Origin of the sequence: Pseudomonas sp. 9.1(2019), from assembly GCF_009910445.1 — a bacterium.
Taxonomy (GTDB): Bacteria; Pseudomonadota; Gammaproteobacteria; order Pseudomonadales; family Pseudomonadaceae; genus Aquipseudomonas; species Aquipseudomonas paraversuta.
On the sequence record NZ_VBWF01000001.1, the window covers coordinates 118130 to 135254 of the forward strand.

Genomic DNA, 17125 nt, shown 5'->3' on the forward strand with positions numbered 1-17125 from the left:
GCGAGCTTTTAAACCCGGACAGCTCGCTCCTACAGGGTGGATCGGTGTGTCTACAACGCAAAAGGCCGCTGATTTCTCAGCGGCCTTGATTATGGGTTACTGCGGACCTTGCTTGTCGATCAAGGCGGCCAGTGCTTCGTATTCTTCCGGCAACAAATCGGTCAGTGGCGTACGCACCGGACCTGCGGTGTAACCGGAAATGGTGGCGCCGGCCTTGACGATGCTCACTGCGTAACCGGCCTTGCGGTTACGGATATCCAGGTACGGCAAGAAGAAGTCATCAATGATCTTGCCCACGGTGGTGTGATCTTCACGGGCGATGGCGTGGTAGAAATCCATCGCGGTCTTGGGAATGAAGTTGAACACTGCCGAGGAGTAAACCGGCACGCCCAGCGCCTTGTAGGCGGCGGCATAGACTTCTGCGGTTGGCAGGCCACCGAGGTAGCTGAAGCGATCGCCCAGACGGCGGCGGATCGAAACCATCAACTCGATATCACCCAGGCCATCTTTGTAACCGATCAGGTTCGGGCAGCGCTCGGCCAGACGCTCCAGCAGCGGCGCGGTCAGGCGGCAGACGTTACGGTTATAAACGATCACCCCGATCTTGACCGACTTGCACACGGCTTCAACGTGGGCGGCAACCCCGTCCTGGCTGGCTTCAGTCAGGTAGTGCGGCAGCAGCAGCAAACCTTTGGCCCCCAGACGTTCAGCTTCTTGTGCGTATTCGATGGCCTGACGGGTCGAGCCGCCGACACCGGCGAGAATCGGCACGCTGTTGGCACAGGTATCGACTGCGGTTTTGATCACTTGCGAATATTCGCTGGCCGCCAGGGAGAAGAACTCACCGGTGCCGCCTGCGGCGAACAAAGCAGAAGCGCCATACGGGGCCAGCCATTCCAGACGCTTGATGTAGCCCTCACGGTGGAAATCACCCTGGGCATTGAAATCGGTAATCGGGAAAGACAGCAGACCGGAAGAGAGGATGGACTTCAGTTCTTGTGGATTCATTATTCGAACACCCTGGGAGCTTGTAGTAATGATAAAAACGGCAGCGCTTTCGCCGTGTCGTACGTCATCGTACAACTATAAATATAATCGTCAATCCAAATTCTTCAAATTGCCTGCACAGGGGTTCCGTTGCCGAGCCACAAACCAGAGCAAAGGCCCGTGGCACAAGGGTTTCTGAAGGTTGGCGGATGGATGAAAATTAATTCAAGGACGGATGCAGGTTGTACGAGAAGACGCCACAACCGCAACCGTAGTCGCTGACGAGGCACCAGGCTGCGAGCTTTTCGAGGGAAGCCCTGCTTCCAGGCTACGACTGCTTCGCAGCCGATCGCAGCCCCGAGCCTCGTCAGCGACTAGGGGTTCGCGGGGGTTCGATCAACCCCTTGCTTCGGCTTCTTCGTGGGCATGGCGCAGTCGTTCGCGACTGTTGGTCAGGTGCAGGCGCATGGCGGCTCGGGCGGCGTCCGAGTCCTGGCGGGCAATGGCGGTGTAGATTTCTTCGTGCTCCCGGCTCAGGCGATGCATGTACTGCTGCTGGTCATCATGGGCCAGGTGCGCAGAGTTGAGCCGGGTACGGGGAATGATGCTGGTACCCAGGTGGGTCATGATATCGGTGAAGTAGCGGTTGCCCGTCGACAACGCAATCTGTAGATGAAACTGGAAATCCGAAGCCACCGCATCACCGTCACGGGCGGTATTTTCGTTCAACGCATCCAGTGCCGCCCGCATCGCGGCCAGTTGCTCGTCGCTGCGCCGCTGGGCGGCCAGCCCGGCAGACTCGACTTCGAGGCTGATACGCAGTTCAAGAATCGCCAACACATCACGCAAAGTGACCACGGTGGCCGGGTCGATGCGAAAACCGCTCGGGCTCGGTGTGTCCAGCACAAAAGTGCCGATGCCATGCCGGGTCTCGACCTGGCCTGCTGCCTGCAAACGAGAAATCGCCTCACGTACCACCGTGCGGCTGACCCCGTGCACTTCCATGATCGCGGACTCGGTGGGTAGTTTGTCACCTCGTTTGAGCAAGCCGTCACGAATCTGTTCGGACAGCACCGTCACCAACTCCTGCGCGAGGCTGCGGCGTTTGCGCGGAAGGCGGGGGACGTCGTTTGGGTTTTCCATGGTGAAAATCTTTCTCGGATTCAAGGGCATCGGGGCAAAACATCCACGCATGATAGCTCAAGCGGGTTGTACGATCACATGCTGAGCTTGCCGACACCCTTGCAACCCCGGTTTAGAAGGTTTTGCTGGCGCTGGCCAGCAGGGTCGCACCACACACATCGTCATAACCGGTGTAGCTCTGGCACTCGGCTTTCGACAGGCTGGTGTCGATGTAACTCAAGCCCCAGCTGACGCCGACAAAGTCGCGAGTAAGCTTGATTTCCCAATCGGTGTAGTCCGCCCGCCCCTTGCCGCTGTCGCTGAAAAAAACCTTGTCCTTGTAGTCCACATATTCATAACGCAGCTCTAAACCGAACTCTGCAGGCAACAGCGTGCGGTAGCCGACAAAAAACGTCGACAAGTCCTCGTCTTTTTTACCTTCATGAAATTCGCCGTTCTCGTCCTCGTATTCCGGCCCCTGCATGTTGGTGACATATTTGCCCCCCAGTAATACACCGTACACATCCAGCACGGTCTGCACGTCGCTCTGGTTGTAGCCGCTTTCACGGGGATATTCATAACGGGTGTAGAAAGTATCCAGGCTGATGTTGTCGTTGATTTGCCAGGCATATCCGGCGTAGTACTCGATTTCCTGGCGCGCTTTTGAGCCATAGCCGAAATTGACATTGGAGGTCCAGATACCGGCGTACAAACCACTGGCGTGGCTGAGTGTGACGGCCAGTTGCGCGGCAGGATCGCCCTTGGTTTGTGAAAGCCCGTTGGCCCGGTAATCACTGACCAGCGTGGGGGTGATCAGCAGGGAAAACTGGTCATTGAGTTCCACCGCCTGGGCGCTGAGCAATGGCGACAGGGCGAGACCGGCAAGCATGAAGACTGAGGCTGCGTTCATAGGGTTTCTCTTGTTTTTATAGAGCTGCATGGAAACTCACCCACGGCTGCGCCGGACGCCACGGGGTCGTGGCGCCAGAGGCAGGGTTTTTCAATCAGGCTTCGGGGGCGTTTACCGGCTTACCGGCGAAGTAGGTTTTCAGCACTTTGGTATCGTACAACTCGTGGTCGCCGACGTTGAACACATCACGATCGAGGATGATCAGGTCAGCCTGCTTGCCCGGTGCCAGGGAACCGATCTGTTCAGCCAGCCCCAGGGTTTTGGCTGCGTTGATGGTGTAGGCGTAAAACATGGTCTGGCGATCGACTCGTTCTTTGGCATTGAGCACGCCCATGGGGCCATCGCGAGTAACGGCCTGGCCGATGGCGTTCCACGGGTTAGGGCTCGATACCGGCCAGTCACTGGCACCCGAAATCATCGCACCCGCGTCCTGCAGGGATTTGGCCGGGTACTGATAGCCATAAGCGAAGGCACTGATATAAGGCTTGACCAGGTCAATGGTGTAGCTCTCCTCGATGGCCCACAGCAGTTGCATCGAGGCAATCACACCGAGCTGGGCAAAGCGTGGAAACTCTTTGGGATTGACCAGTTGCAGGTGGCTGATGCTATGGGCCACCGGGGTCGGATTGAGCTTGCGCGCATACTCAAAGCCGTTGAGTGACTCACGTACCGCGCGGTCACCGACTGCGTGCATGTGCACGATCCAGCCGCGCTTTTCTGCCGCGACCACCAGCTCACCGAAGTGCGCCGGGTCGATCAACAGCTCGCCATTTTTGTTGCTGTTTTTATACGGCACGATCACCGCTGCGGTTTGCCCCGGGTACTCCAGAATGCCGTCGGCAAACACCTTGATCCCGGGGAATGTGAGGTTGGGCACGCCTTCGAACTGCTTCATGACCCGGGCCAGCACTTCAAGATCGGCAGGCTTGCTTTGGGAGTTGGTGAGCATCAGCGCCGCGACGTGGGCGGTGAGCTCGCCATTTTCTGCAAGCTGGCGATAAAGCGGCAGCACCCCCAGGGTTTGCTCGGTAGCCGTGAAATCAAACAGCGCGTCATCGGGGCCAGCGTTGGAGGCCGCGTCCATCCAGGCCGTCACCCCGTATTGATTATTGACCTTTACCGCTTCGCGGGCAGCTTTGAGCATGACCTCAGGACTTGCCGGAGGAATCTGGCCCCGGACCTGGTCCCAGCGCGACTCGGCAAAAAAACCGGTTGGAGTGAAGTCTGCTTCGTGGCCCACATAGCCCTGCTCGTTGGCTGGCAGGCTTTTGACCAGGGCGGCATCAATTTTCGCACGCTTGAGCATCGCGTTATTGGCCCAGCCGGTGTGCCCGTCGATGCCGCTCAATACCAGCGGCTGATCGGCCCAACGGCCCTGATTGAAAATTTTCCCCAGCTCCCGCGCCTGCTCCCAATAAGCAGAACTGACCCCGGCAATATTGATCACGTCGCCCGACCGCGCGGTGCCCGCCTTGTCCTGCTCGATGATCCATTGCTCAAGTTCGGGCAGCGGTTTTTCTTCGTCGAGCAAATTCGCCCCCAGACTGTTCAGACCGGCGCTCACCGGATGACTGTGGGTATCAATCATCCCGGGCATCAGCACCTTGCCTGCCAGGTCGACACGCTGGGTGCCGCTGTCGGCCAGTGCCTGGATTTCGGCATCACTGCCCACCTTGCTGATTTTGCCGTTTTCCACCGCCACGGCGCTGACCAAGGGCTGACCCGGCACGCCGGTGAATACCTTGCCATTGATGAACACCAGGTCGGCAGCGGCCAGAGCTGGCAAAGACGGCAACGCGAACAGCGCGGCCAGCACACAGGGGGTAAATCGCTTCATGTGAAGGTCCTTTGAGGATTTTCTTGTTGTTGTCAGACACACCCTTCGGGAGCTGGCAACCAGCTCCCGAAGGGTGATTAATGCCCTGCTATTTCCTTGAGCCGGTACCACAACATGCCCAGCGCCAGCAGCGGTGAACGCAGGTGCTTGCCCCCCGGGAATGTCATGTGTGGCACGCGACTGAACAGTTCGAAACCATTGCTCTGTTCAAGGCTGATCGCTTGCGCGACCAGGCGCGCCGCCATATGCGTGGTGTTGATCCCGTGCCCGGCATACGCCTGGGCATAAAACACGTTGGGATGGGCCTGCAACCGGCCGATCTGCGGCAGCCGGTTGGCACCGATGCCGATCATGCCGCTCCACTGGAAGTCGATGCGCTTGCCCGCCAGCTGCGGGAAGACCTCCAGCATTTTCGGGCGCATGTAACCGGCGATGTCCTGCAAGGTGCGCCCCGAGTAATGGCACGCGCCCCCGAACAACAGTCGTCGGTCAGCCGACAACCGATAGTAATCAAGCCCTACCCGCTGATCGCACAAAGCGCGATTGTCCGGAATCAGCGCACTGGCCAGCTCCTCGCTCAAGGGTTCGGTGGCGATGACATAGCTGGCGGCGGCCAGCACCTTGCCACTTAGTGCCGGCTCCAGCTCGCCCAGATGGGCATTGCCGGCGAGTACCAGGGTTTTGGCCCTGACCACGCCGCTGGCGGTATGGACCCGGATCTGCGGGCCATATTCGATACGGGTGGCGGCACTGTTCTGGTACAACCTGACGCCCAGTTGCTGAGCTACCCGGGCTTCGCCCAGTGCCAGATTGAGCGGATGCAAGTGCCCCGAGCCTTCATCAGTCAGCCCGCCGAGGTAGCGATCGGAACCCACCACCCGGTGCATGTCAGCGCGCCCGATCAGCTCGACCTTGTGCCTGTAGCCCAGCCTGTGCAGCGACTCTTGCTCGGCGATCAGGTTTTCAACATGGCGCGGGGTATTGGCCAGCTCGCAGAACCCCCAGCGCAAGTCGCAGTCGATGGCATGTTTTTCGATGCGCTGACGCACCAGATCCACTGCGTCCAGGCCCAAATGTTCCAGCACTCTGACGCCTTCACGGCCGATGGTTTTTTCGTGCGCATCCAGATCGTGACCCACCCCGCGAATCAACTGCCCGCCGTTACGGCCACTGGCACCCCAGGCGACTTGATGCGCCTCGAGCACGATCACCGAATGGCCGCGCTCCGCCAGTTCAATCGCGGTATTCAACCCGGTAAAACCCGCGCCGATGATGCACACGTCCGCCTGGGCCTGCCCCTCAAGTACCGGGCAAGTGAGCTGCTGATTGCGGGTGGCGCTGTAATAGGTATGCGGTAAAGACAGCATGGACGTCATAAAGAATTTGCCTGCTCAGTGACCGGGCACCCCTGGGTGCCCGGCACAGGATTAACGACCGGACTTGAACTTGTTCCACGAGCGCGTCATCCAGCGCATAAGGTCAGGTGGCAGCTCCGATGACACATAGAGCTTGGCCTGCACCGACTCGGGCGGGTAGATCGACGGGTTGTGGGTAATTTCATCACTCATCAGGGCCGTGGCCTGGGTGTTGGCATTGGCATACCCCACGTACTCGCTGATTTTGGCAATCACCTCGGGTTGCAGCAGGTAATTGATAAACGCGTGGGCCTGCTTGGGGTTCTTGGCATCGGCCGGGATGGTCAGCATGTCGAACCACAGGTTGCCCCCCTCTTTGGGCACCACGTAGGCAATGTTCACCCCGTTGCCCGCCTCTTGCGCACGATGGATGGCCTGGTACACGTCGCCGGAATAACCGAAGGCGATACAAATGTCACCGTTGGCCAGGTCGGTCACGTATTTGGAGGAATGGAAGTAGCTGATGTAAGGCCGCAGTGGCTGCAGTTTTTTCTCGGCGACCTTGTAGTCCTCAGGCTTCAGGCTGCGGGCGTCGAGCCCCAGATAGTTGAGCATCGACGGCATCACTTCGTCGGCGGAGTCCATAAAGGCAACACCGCAGCTTTTGAGTTTCTTCAGGTTTTCAGGCTCGAACAGCACGCTCCAGGAGTCTATTTTGTCGATGCCAAGCACCTGCTTGACCTTGTCGACGTTGTAGCCAATGCCATTGGTGCCCCACAGATAAGGCACCGCGTACTCATTGCCCGGGTCGTTGGCTTCCAGGCGCGCCAGCAACACCGGGTCAAGATTCTTCCAGTTGGGAATCTGGGACTTGTCGAGTTTCTGGAACACCCCGGCCTTGATCTGACGCCCCAGGAAGTGGTTGCTCGGCACGACCACGTCGTAGCCGGTGCGCCCGGCCAGCAACTTGCCTTCCAGGGTTTCGTTGGAGTCAAACACGTCATAAACCGGCTTGATCCCGGTCTGATGCTCAAAGTTCACCAACGTGTCTTCGGCAATGTAGTCCGTCCAGTTATAGATATTGACCACGTCTTGCGCCGACGCCTGGCCAGCAAGGCCGCAAAGTGCCGCGAGCGTCAGTTTCAGGGCGATACGTTTCATCCACATGTCCTTTCTCTGAGTACATTTTGCAATGCTTTGGCCGCAGGTACGGCCTACACGCTGAACAGCAGGAACTCGCGTTCCCAGGAACTGATGACCTGTTTGTAGTTCTCGTGCTCGACGCGCTTGACCGCGACAAAGCCCTTGGTGAAACGCTCACCCAGATATTTTTTCGCCATGTCCGACTGCTCCATGCATTCCAGCGCAGCTTCCAGGGTCAGCGGCAGGCGCAGGTTGCGCCGTTCATAGCCGCGGCCGACCACTGGCGCGCTCGGTTCGATACCCTCGACCATACCGGCATAACCGCAGAGCAGACTGGCGGCCAGGGCCAGATAGGGGTTGGCATCGGCACCGGCCAGGCGGTTTTCCACCCGGCGGTTCTGCGGATCGGAGTCCGGCACGCGCAGGCCGACGGTACGGTTTTCTTCGCCCCATTCCACGTTCACCGGGGCCGAGGTATCGGGCAGGAAGCGGCGGAACGAGTTCACGTTGGGGGCGAACAGCGGCAGGGTTTCAGGGATGTATTTTTGCAGGCCGCCAATGTGATGCATGAACAGCTCGCTCATGCTGCCATCGGGATTGGAGAACACCGAAACTCCGGTCTCCAGATCGACCACGCTCTGGTGGACATGCATGGCGCTGCCCGGTTCACCGGTCATCGGCTTGGCCATGAAGGTGGCGCTGACGTCATGTTTGAGCGCCGCTTCGCGCATGGTTCTTTTGAAAATAATGATCTGGTCGGCCAGGGACAGCGCGCCACCGTGACGGAAGTTGATTTCCATCTGGGCAGTGCCTTCCTCGTGAATCAGGGTGTCCAGATCCAGCCCCTGGGCTTCGCTCCAGTCATACATGTCTTCAAACAGCGGATCGAATTCGTTGGTGGCCTCGATTGAATATGACTGGCGCCCGGTCTCCTGGCGCCCCGAACGGCCGACCGGGGGTTTCAACGGATAGTCCGGGTCAGGGCTGCGCTGGGTCAGGTAGAACTCCATTTCCGGCGCCACGATCGGCTTCCAGCCACGGGCGGTATAGAGGCTCAGGACTTTTTTCAGCAGGTTGCGCGGCGACAGCTCGATGGCGTTGCCCTGCTTGTCATAGGTGTCGTGAATCACCTGGGCGGTGGGCTCGGAGGCCCAAGGCACGATAAACACGGCGTCCTGATCCGGACGGCAATGCATGTCGATATCTGCGGCATCCAGCAACTCGTAGTAAATATCGTCTTCGACGTAATCCCCGGTAACGGTCTGCAACAGAACGCTCTCCGGCAGGCGCATGCCCTGCTCGTTGAGGAACTTGTTGGTCGGCGATATTTTGCCCCGTGCGATGCCGCTTAAATCAGAGATGAGGCACTCAACTTCGGTGATTTTGTTTTCTTTTAGCCAATGGCTGAGTCGATCCAGATTGCCTTTCATAACGCCTCTTACAGGAATTTGACTGGGCGCCACATGACGACCCGGTTCCATGCTGCAAGGCGATAGTGCAATCGTGGGCAGGAGGGCTTCTATCCGATTTGCGCTTTTATTAACGCCCCATTTTGGGGCGTCAGAGGAACTCAGGCGGCGTCAGCGAGGGCGCAGCAAGGTCTGGCTGGGCAGTTCGCCAAACAGGCTGCGGTAGGTCTGGGAGAAACGCCCCAGGTGCCAGAATGACCAGCGCATGGCGATTTCCGCCACCCGGGTATCGCCGGGGGTGCAGCGCAGCAAATCCCGGCGGGCGAAATTCAACCGCCGCAAGCGCTGCCACTGGCTCGGCGAAACCCCGGCGAAAGAAGTGAAGCTGTGCTGCAACTGGCGAACGGAAACGCCGACCCCCTTGGCCAGGTGCAATACATCCAGGTGTTCCTGGGGGCTGGCCATGACCAGATCAAATACCCGCTGTATCAGCCGCCGGTCATGGGCAAGGTGTTTCTGGCTGGTGCGGTCCGGCGCCTGGCTGGGGCAGTCGAGGATATACAGGCAATCGTCGACCAGTTGCTGCGCCAGGCTTTCCTCGATCAGGGGCGAGTGCTGGGTGGCCAGCTGCTGCAATGTACGGCTCAACCAGCGGCCAAAAACCTGGCTTTGCTGAGACACCAACTGCGTCAGGAACAGGCCGTCCATGTGGCTCAGGTTATCGAGCCGGCTTAAATAGCGGGGGCCGATCACGACTCCGACTTCCTGATAGTTCTCGGGGGTGATCCAGGTGTTTTGCGTGTCTTCATTGAGCAGATACAGGGAGCCGTTACGCGTATCGAAACTGAAGACCAGTGAGTCTGCCGGCGCTTGAAAATGCTGCTCGATGCGCGTGTTCATGCGTTCTTCATAGGCTTCAATGCCATTGAGCTGCATGTGCACCACTGCACCGTGGAAACAGCCCGCGGACATTTGCTGGTAATGCTCATGCCAGCCCGCGATGACTAATTGCTGATCCACATCCGCCGTGTCATGGGATTGAATCTGCATACGGCTGCCCTTCCTTGTGCCCGGGTCCAAGCCAACGGGACACTGCCAGTAATAATTATTATTGGCGCACCTTAGCCTAATGCCCACCAGTAAAGAAACACCCAAAAGGGTCATGGGCGGGTCTGGCTTGCCCGGGATTGCCTGTACGGGGCCAAGAGTAAAACCGCGTCGCCTGCATCGCTGGCAAGCCAGCTCCCACAGAGGGGCTTGTGAAGCTGAAAGCTTTTTGTGGGAGCTGGCTTGCCAGCGATTAGCTGTGTGGGCATGCCTTCTCCCACTGGGACTTGTGAAACTGAAAGCTTCCTGTGGGAGCTGGCTTGCCAGCGATTGGCTGTGTGGGCAAGCCTTCTCCCACTGAGACTTGTGAAACTGAAAGCTTCTTGTGGGAGCTGGCTTGCCAGCGATTGGCTGTGTGGGCATGCCTTCTCCCACAGGGGACTTGTGAAGCTGAAAGCTTTTTGTAGGAGCTGGCTTGCCAGGGATTGGCTGTGTGGGCATGCCTTCTCCCACAGGGGGCTTGTGAGGCTGAAAGCATCTTGTGGGAGCTGGCTTGCCAGCGATTGGCTGTGTGGGCATGCCTTCTCCCACAGGGGACTTGTGAAGCTGAAAGCTTCTTGTGGGAGCTGGCTTGCCAGGGATTGGCTGTGTGGGCATGCCTTCTCCCACAGGGACTTGTGAAGCTGAAAGCTTCTTGTGGGAGCTGGCTTGCCAGCGATTGGCTGTGTGGGCATGCCTTCTCCCACAGGGGACTTGTGAAGCTGAAAGCTTCTTGTGGGAGCTGGCTTGCCAGGGATTGGCTGTGTGGACATGCCTTCTCCCACAGGGACTTGTGAAACTGAAAGCTTCTTGTGGGAGCTGGCTTGCCAGCGATTGGCTGTGTGGGCATGCCTTCTCCCACAGGGACTTGTGAAACTGAAAGCTTCTTGTGGGAGCTGGCTTGCCAGCGATTGGCTGTGCGGGCAAGCCTTCTCCCACAGGGGGCTTGTGAAGCTGAAAGCTTTTTGTGGGAGCTGGCTTGCCAGGGATTGGCTGTGTGGGCATGCCTTCTCCCACAGGGGGCTTGTGAAGCTGAAAGCTTTTTGTGGGAGCTGGCTTGCCAGCGATTGGCTCGCCGGCATTGCGGTCACGCTTTTGGGCCTTTGACCGGCCAGGCCATGAACGGCTTGATTTCCTTGAGTACAAACATGCTCTGCATCTCTTTGATCCCTGTCAGGCGCCGGATCACCGACATGGCAAAGTCGGCAAAGGTGTCCAGGTCCCGCGAGACCACTTGCAACAGAAAGTCCGCGTCGCCACCAATGCTGTAGCAAGCCACCACGTCTTCGAGGGCCATGACTTCCTGCTCGAACTTGCGGGCTTCGACTTCGCTGTGACGATCAATGGTGACCCGCACAAACACCAGCACCCCCAGCCCGATCTTGCGGCGGTCCAGTACCGCGCGATAACCCTGAATCACTTTGTGCTCTTCAAGCTGGCGCACCCGGCGCCAGCAAGGCGAGGCCGACATGCCAATGCCATCGGCCAGGGTCTGGTTGGTCGTGCGCCCATCCTGCTGCAAGGCCGCGAGAATTCTGGCGTCGATTGCGCTTAAAGCCTGCTCGGTCATAAATACCTTCCCATGGTTTGTTCAGGGTAAATCTGACCCAAAATCCAGCAGCCGACAACTTGAATAGACCAATTTATCCTGGGTCCGGGAGATATGCTTATTTGCACAAACTCTCTCCCAAGGATGCCTTCGAATCATGCTGGAATTTTCTCAGGTACTCACGTACACCGCCGCCCTCGCTGTTGCCGCCGCTATCCCCGGGCCCGGTATGGCGGCACTGGTGGCCCGCAGCGTGAGCGGCGGTGCCTTGCCCGGCTTCAGTTTGCTGCTTGGCTTGATTCTGGGGGATTTGATTTATTTATCGTTCGCAGTATTTGGCCTGAGCCTGGTCGCCCAACACTTCGATACCTTGTTTGTACTGGTACGAATATGTGCTGCGCTGTATCTGGCCTATCTGGCCTGGCAGTTCTGGAGGGCGCAACCCCAGCCCGTCAACGTGGGCAAGCCGCTGAACAGACAAGAGCTGTTCAGCGCCTGGCTCTCAGGCCTGACCATCACCCTGGGCAACCCGAAAACCATTGCCTTCTATCTGGCGCTACTGCCGCTGGTGATCAACCTGGAGTCGGTGTCCCTGCAAGTCTGGGGCGTCATGCTGGTGCCGCTGACCATTGCTGTTTTATTTATGGTCGGCGGCCTGTTTGTGCTGGGCGCGGTGCGCATCCGCCATGTGCTCGCCAGCCCCCGGGCCCAACGGGGGCTGTTCAGGGGGGCGGCGATCATCATGCTCGGCGCCGCAGCGGCCATGCTGGTTCAGGCCGCCTGACGCCGGGCGCGCACCGCTTCGCTCAGGCCATCTGCGGGGCAGACAAGTCCGGTTGGGGATCACTGGTTGCCGGGCCATCCGGCACCCAGAACAGGAACGGATCTTTGGCCGGACGATGGTCGTAAGGGCGCACTGCACCCTCCCCGCCGGCGCGCTTGAATCCATACACCTGACGCCGCTCGACATGAATGCTCGGGGCCGCACCTTCACCACTGCACGGTTCGATATTCATGGCCTTCAAGGTGCTTAGCAGGTCGTCAATAATCAGCTGCCGATTGAGGGTGAAGGCCGATGCAAAACAGCGCCAGAAACGCCACCCGGCACGTTCCAGAATGCGCTGGCGGCGCATGTCGCTGTCCCAGCGGTCGGGGCCGTGGAAGCGGTCGCCGTCACACTCGATTGCCAGGCGACTGTCGTTGTCGCCTTCGACCACCATGTCTATGCGGTAAGCGCCCACGCCGACCTGCGGAATCACCCGGTAGCCGCGCCGGGTCAGTTCATCGTACATGTCACGTTCAAAACCGGACTCGCACAACTCGCGCAAATCGCTGACCTGTTCGGCATCCTGAGTAAAGGGGGTTTCGAAGTGCTCAATCAGACCACGGCGCAAAGTATCGACCGCGCTGAGGTCGGTGAGCTCGACACTGCGCACCAGGTACATGCGGTCCCGCGCCCGGGACGCCGCCACGTTGAAGCGCTGGGCAATCGAGTCGCGGCTGTTGGCAAAGCAGTCGCCGGGGGAAGCGACCAGCGAAAGGAACATCACGTCGCGCTCCTTGCCCTGGAAAGTACGTGCATCGCCACAGCTGATCTGGAACCGGGTGATGACTTCTTCGCCCAGTTCCCGGGTCAGGATTTGCATGATGGTTTGCGCTTGCTCGGCCCCCAGTAGCGAGACCACGCCGATGCTGCGCCCGGCGATCTGCGGCAGTGCGATCAAACGGCGGATCTCCTCGACAATCACATTGGCTTCACCGAGGTTCAACTTGCCCTTTTTCACCCCGTCCATGACCAGCAGATCAATGAGCGGCGGGTCCAGACGCTCGGTCATCAGCGGCAGGCGCAGAGGTTTGAGTTCGTGGTTATAGAACTCGCGCTTGGAGTACTCGATGATCGGCGCCACGCAGCGAAAGTGCTCGCGCAACATGGTGCCGCTCTTGGCAAACACCACTTTGAACAGGTCGTACAATGAGCGCTCGGGTGACATCAACGGTCGGTAGAGCCCGACTTGATTGCCCAGAAAGCGCGTCATCATGTTCTGCACCCGCTCCTCTTCCATGCCGATACCGTCAGGGGAAACCTGCTTGTCGTCGCCCACCACCAGCACTTTCCTGGCCCGCAACAAGGCCGGTAGCGCGCTCAGGTCGGATTGCGAAGCTTCGTCGATAATCACCAGGTCGAACGCGCCGTACTGCGCTGGCAGGCTCTCGCAGATCCGGTAGTGCGGCATGATCCAGCAAGGAATCGCCGAAATGGCCACATCGGCAGCCAGTCGCGCATCCTGTCGATAACGTCCGGCCCGGACGCCGGTGCCCTTGCCAATTTTGCGAATTGCCGTGCGGTACAGCTCCAGCGCGGCCCGGACACTCGGGGTAGCGTTTTCTGACAGTCGCAGCCAGGTCCGCTTGACCACCGCATCCTGATACAGGCGCGACAGGCTCAGCTCCAGCTCTGCGCGCAATTTAAACAGCCGCTTGAGATCTTCGCGCCCGTCGATGCTGTCCAGGTAACTGGCCAGCCGGCTCAGGCGCCATATCTCCAGGCAGTTGTCCGGGAGCAAGGCATCCACCGGCCCGGTGCACGGCTCTTCTCGTAACCGGGCCGCCCAGATCAGGCCACCGCTTTGGGCAATAACCGTGGTCACCTGCTGCACCGTATCGAGGGCGTCCGTGAGCGCCAGGACGCCGCGCAACTGATCCATCAATTCCGACCACTGCACCTGTATCTCAGCCACCTGTACGTCCGGCTGGCCAAGGCTCAGGTCCAGGAACCCTTGCAAGCGTTCGCTCACGGCACCGCCACAACCGGCCAGTGCCTTGTTAAAGGTTTCCTTGATTACCCAGGTGGCTGCCAGCCGCTGGCGCATCAGGTGATGACGCAAAATGCTTTCACCCTGGCCCAGTACCGCCTCGTCAGTGCGCAGGTTGTTCACCTGTGGCCACTCCGGGAGCAGCTGGCGCAGTTCGGTCTGAGCACGGGTCTCCCAACGTTCGGCGCGCACAATATCGTCAAACTGCTCAATCGCCCGGGCAGCCGCCGGCAGTTGCTCGGCATCGGCCTCGAACAGCGGAAGCGGCATTTCGGCGGCCAGCGCATTCCAGCGCAGCAGCAAGGTGCGACTGTGCTGCTGAAAGTGCACGAACCCTTGCACATGGGCCCAGTCCTGATCGCTTTGCGGCTTGCTGCCGAGCACCACAATGGTGTCCAGCAACTGCCTTTGGCTGCCCTTGCCGATCAGGCCGGACAACCCGAACGGACGGCGCCCCTGGGCCAGCTTATCGATGGCGGCCAGTACCTCGGGCTGCGTGTGCAGCTCGAACGGCAGGCTCACCGGCCGTGCCACAAATGCTTTGCGCCCCGCGAGGGTGTCCTCGATTTCGACCTTCAGGTTGTCGAAAAGCGCCAGCACATCATTGTTGGCGTTGCGCATCAACCAGGCCTGCATGGTTGGCACCCAGCCCTGTTGCGCAGCCGTGATAGTGATGCGCAAGGCCTGCAAGTGGCAGATGTGTTCGAGCAAGGCCTGCGCCTGCTCCAGGGTCGGCCCACTGCTGTCCAGCAGTCGCGGCACTTCGCCGATGCTTTCCTTGTGTTGCAGCTGGCTTTCCTGCGCCAGATCCTGATGGACCTGAATCAATGTCTGCGCATCCGGGAAATCGGCCAGTTGCGGCACCTTGTGCCCCAGATAAGACAGCCCGTCCTTGAGCTCAAGCCGCGCCTCGCGCACGGCGATGATGTCTTGCAGGGTGAACAGCGCACGATGTTCTGCGCCAATGCCGAGCCGGTCAGCAAAGCTGTTTATTTGGTCCTGGGCAGCGGCCACCTGTAACGCGGCGTGGGTGGGGCTCAGCCGTTCACCGTCGATTTCCAGCTCTGAAAGATTACACTCGGCCCACTGGGTGATCTCACGATCAACGGCGGATATCTGACCGTGGAGCGTGTTGATTTCATCATCAATCTGGCCGATTTCGCGCTTGTACAGCGCGCGGTCAATTCGTTGCACCTCAGCCGAAATCTTCTGGATCGCGAACTCGAACTGCTTCATGCCGTCCGCTTCGCTGCTCAGCAAGCTGATCGCCAGCGGGCGAATGTCTTCGGGGAGTTTCTCCTGCAACACCGCCAGCGCCGGATCCTTCATGGACGTCACCAGTACCCGCTTGCCATTGGCCAGGTAATGACTGATGACGTTGGCGATGGTGTGGGTCTTGCCGGTGCCGGGCGGCCCTTGCACCACAACCCCGTCGTGCACCTCCAGCAACTGGATGATTTGCACTTGCTCGTCGTTGTAAGGCTTGGGGAAGTACAGCTCGTGCACTTTTGACGCGCCAGCGTCCGCACCCTGGGTGCCGCTGACATAGGACAAGCCGCGAAACGGCGGCAGAACCACATCCTCAAGCACGTTTGAAGGCTCGGTCAAAATCGCCTGCAATGCCGGCGGCAAATGCTCCAGGTCCTCGATCCCGGCGTCAAAGCGGCCCAGGTCCTCAATAAACATATTGCTGTCGCGGGCGCGGGCAAACAGGGTCCAGGTATCAGTGACGCACAAGTGCTCGGCAGCCTTGGGCACAGAGCGGTCCCCGGCGGCAATCGTCACCGGCAGGAACTGCCCCTGGGCATCGAGCAATGACGATGCCGAACGGATCACCGGGTCGTAGCTGGAAGGATTGAACGGGCTGATTCCCGCCTGATCCTTCTTGAAGAAATCCTTGGCCAGCTTGTCCAGGGCACCGACACCGGCGATATCCGCGGCCACATAGGCGTCCACTTCCAGACGCGGCTCGGCGACCCGCGGGCGCACTTCGAGGGCCATGCTGTCCGGGTTGATATCGATCTCGACCAGTTGACTGATCAGCGGATAGTGGATGACGCCGATCTCGGGATGCTCCCACGTCGAAACGCCCATACCCCACACCAGTTCCAGCTGTGCGTCTCCCAGGTTGCCCTGCATCTGTTGCACCAGCAAAAACAGCTCGGCGTAGAGCTCGATACTTTTGCGCCGCTGCTTTTCCTCTTGCGCCCACAGTCGCCAGGCAGTCTGGCTGTAGGACTTGAGCTGAGCCTTGATTTCACCGGCATCCAGGCAGTCTTCCAGATTGACCCATTCATCCTCGGCGGACTCTTCACTGCCGGGGGGGGCGGTGAGCGATGCCGGTTCATTCAGGACGCCACTGGCGCGCAACGCCTCGCGTGCTACCCGCTGCTTGAGCCCGGGCTCGATTTGCGGCGTGCCCTTGAGCTCGATCCACAGCCCCAGCAACGGGCTGAGCGGCACAGGTGGCCGGGTCTCGTGCAAACGCTCGAGCCGAAGCCAGATTTCATCTTCATCGCCCACGTGAACATCCAGGCTGACACCCGGTACTGAGCGCAGTTTTTCTTCGCTGGCACTGAATGTGTTGTGCTGGCTGACGGTTAATGCGGGGCGCTTTTGCATGAGCGCGGTCTGTTTGACGAACTCAATCAGACTGGCGAGACGTGCACGTACTGTATCCATGTCGGGGCTGAACCACTTCGATAAGAGGGCGCGGTAGTGACTGAAAAAACCTGAAGGCGCCGAAAAAGGTGAAAAACTTACAAGTGCCAACACGATACAGAGGTTCAGGTTGTATTCAGATACATCATTTTGTAAAAACCGGCAGGAGCGAGCTTTGTTAACCCGCTCGCTCCTGCAGGATCAGGCAGGCATAAAAAAGGCCCTCCCCGTTACCGGGGAGGGCCTTTTGTGT

11 protein-coding genes are annotated in these 17125 nt (G+C 59.3%); 1 reads left to right on the forward strand and 10 read right to left on the reverse strand.

Annotation, left to right across the window (positions count from 1 at the left end; genetic code table 11):
* Window positions 1-96 precede the first annotated feature (96 nt).
* The 9 genes from kdgD to FEZ21_RS00535 all read right to left on the reverse strand — a co-directional run bounded on the left by kdgD (window position 97) and on the right by FEZ21_RS00535 (window position 11419).
* Entirely contained in the window at window positions 97-1008 is a 912-nt protein-coding gene (gene kdgD, locus FEZ21_RS00495; protein ID WP_003439451.1) for a 5-dehydro-4-deoxyglucarate dehydratase, read from the reverse strand.
* Window positions 1009-1383: 375 nt separating this feature from the next.
* Window positions 1384-2130 carry a FadR/GntR family transcriptional regulator gene (locus FEZ21_RS00500; protein WP_160626221.1) on the reverse strand — a complete coding sequence of 249 codons (747 nt, stop codon included), beginning with the start codon at window positions 2128-2130 and terminating at the stop codon, window positions 1384-1386.
* 112 nt (window positions 2131-2242) lie between these two features.
* Entirely contained in the window at window positions 2243-3019 is a 777-nt protein-coding gene (locus FEZ21_RS00505) for a TorF family putative porin (protein WP_127196835.1), read from the reverse strand.
* Window positions 3020-3113: 94 nt separating this feature from the next.
* Window positions 3114-4856 (reverse strand): amidohydrolase, encoded by a 1743-nt coding sequence (locus FEZ21_RS00510; RefSeq protein WP_160626224.1) that lies wholly within the window; start codon window positions 4854-4856, stop codon window positions 3114-3116.
* Window positions 4857-4933: 77 nt separating this feature from the next.
* Window positions 4934-6232: an FAD-binding oxidoreductase gene (locus FEZ21_RS00515; RefSeq protein WP_160626226.1), complete on the reverse strand. Its 1299-nt coding sequence runs from the start codon at window positions 6230-6232 to the stop codon at window positions 4934-4936.
* A 51-nt stretch (window positions 6233-6283) separates the two neighbouring features.
* The gene (locus FEZ21_RS00520) at window positions 6284-7372 is read right to left on the reverse strand and encodes a polyamine ABC transporter substrate-binding protein (protein ID WP_003439441.1); all 1089 of its coding nucleotides are present in this window, start codon (window positions 7370-7372) and stop codon (window positions 6284-6286) included.
* Window positions 7373-7425: 53 nt separating this feature from the next.
* Window positions 7426-8784: a glutamine synthetase family protein gene (locus FEZ21_RS00525; RefSeq protein ID WP_010656940.1), complete on the reverse strand. Its 1359-nt coding sequence runs from the start codon at window positions 8782-8784 to the stop codon at window positions 7426-7428.
* Between the two features lie 150 nt (window positions 8785-8934).
* A complete protein-coding gene (locus FEZ21_RS00530) occupies window positions 8935-9813 on the reverse strand; it encodes a helix-turn-helix domain-containing protein (protein WP_003439437.1) in 879 nt (292 codons plus the stop codon).
* A gap of 1123 nt (window positions 9814-10936) precedes the next feature.
* A complete protein-coding gene (locus tag FEZ21_RS00535) occupies window positions 10937-11419 on the reverse strand; it encodes an Lrp/AsnC family transcriptional regulator (RefSeq protein ID WP_127196839.1) in 483 nt (160 codons plus the stop codon).
* Window positions 11420-11555: 136 nt separating this feature from the next.
* On the opposite strand from FEZ21_RS00535, the gene FEZ21_RS00540 reads away from it, so the two are divergent.
* Window positions 11556-12182 carry a LysE family translocator gene (locus tag FEZ21_RS00540; RefSeq protein ID WP_010657262.1) on the forward strand — a complete coding sequence of 209 codons (627 nt, stop codon included), beginning with the start codon at window positions 11556-11558 and terminating at the stop codon, window positions 12180-12182.
* A gap of 22 nt (window positions 12183-12204) precedes the next feature.
* Here the strand turns inward: FEZ21_RS00540 and FEZ21_RS00545 are convergent, their stop codons facing one another.
* Window positions 12205-16893 carry an AAA domain-containing protein gene (locus tag FEZ21_RS00545; RefSeq protein ID WP_160626228.1) on the reverse strand — a complete coding sequence of 1563 codons (4689 nt, stop codon included), beginning with the start codon at window positions 16891-16893 and terminating at the stop codon, window positions 12205-12207.
* Between the last annotated feature and the right edge of the window lie 232 nt (window positions 16894-17125).

Coding starts and splice junctions, on each gene's coding strand:
- FEZ21_RS00525 (WP_010656940.1), bottom strand. CDS start 8,784: ATGAAAGGCAATCTGGATCGACTCAGCCATTGGCTAAAAGAAAACAAA.
- FEZ21_RS00545 (WP_160626228.1), bottom strand. CDS start 16,893: ATGGATACAGTACGTGCACGTCTCGCCAGTCTGATTGAGTTCGTCAAA.
- FEZ21_RS00530 (WP_003439437.1), bottom strand. CDS start 9,813: ATGCAGATTCAATCCCATGACACGGCGGATGTGGATCAGCAATTAGTC.
- FEZ21_RS00535 (WP_127196839.1), bottom strand. CDS start 11,419: ATGACCGAGCAGGCTTTAAGCGCAATCGACGCCAGAATTCTCGCGGCC.
- FEZ21_RS00505 (WP_127196835.1), bottom strand. CDS start 3,019: ATGAACGCAGCCTCAGTCTTCATGCTTGCCGGTCTCGCCCTGTCGCCA.
- FEZ21_RS00540 (WP_010657262.1), top strand. CDS start 11,556: ATGCTGGAATTTTCTCAGGTACTCACGTACACCGCCGCCCTCGCTGTT.
- FEZ21_RS00515 (WP_160626226.1), bottom strand. CDS start 6,232: ATGACGTCCATGCTGTCTTTACCGCATACCTATTACAGCGCCACCCGC.
- FEZ21_RS00520 (WP_003439441.1), bottom strand. CDS start 7,372: ATGAAACGTATCGCCCTGAAACTGACGCTCGCGGCACTTTGCGGCCTT.
- FEZ21_RS00510 (WP_160626224.1), bottom strand. CDS start 4,856: ATGAAGCGATTTACCCCCTGTGTGCTGGCCGCGCTGTTCGCGTTGCCG.
- FEZ21_RS00500 (WP_160626221.1), bottom strand. CDS start 2,130: ATGGAAAACCCAAACGACGTCCCCCGCCTTCCGCGCAAACGCCGCAGC.
- kdgD (WP_003439451.1), bottom strand. CDS start 1,008: ATGAATCCACAAGAACTGAAGTCCATCCTCTCTTCCGGTCTGCTGTCT.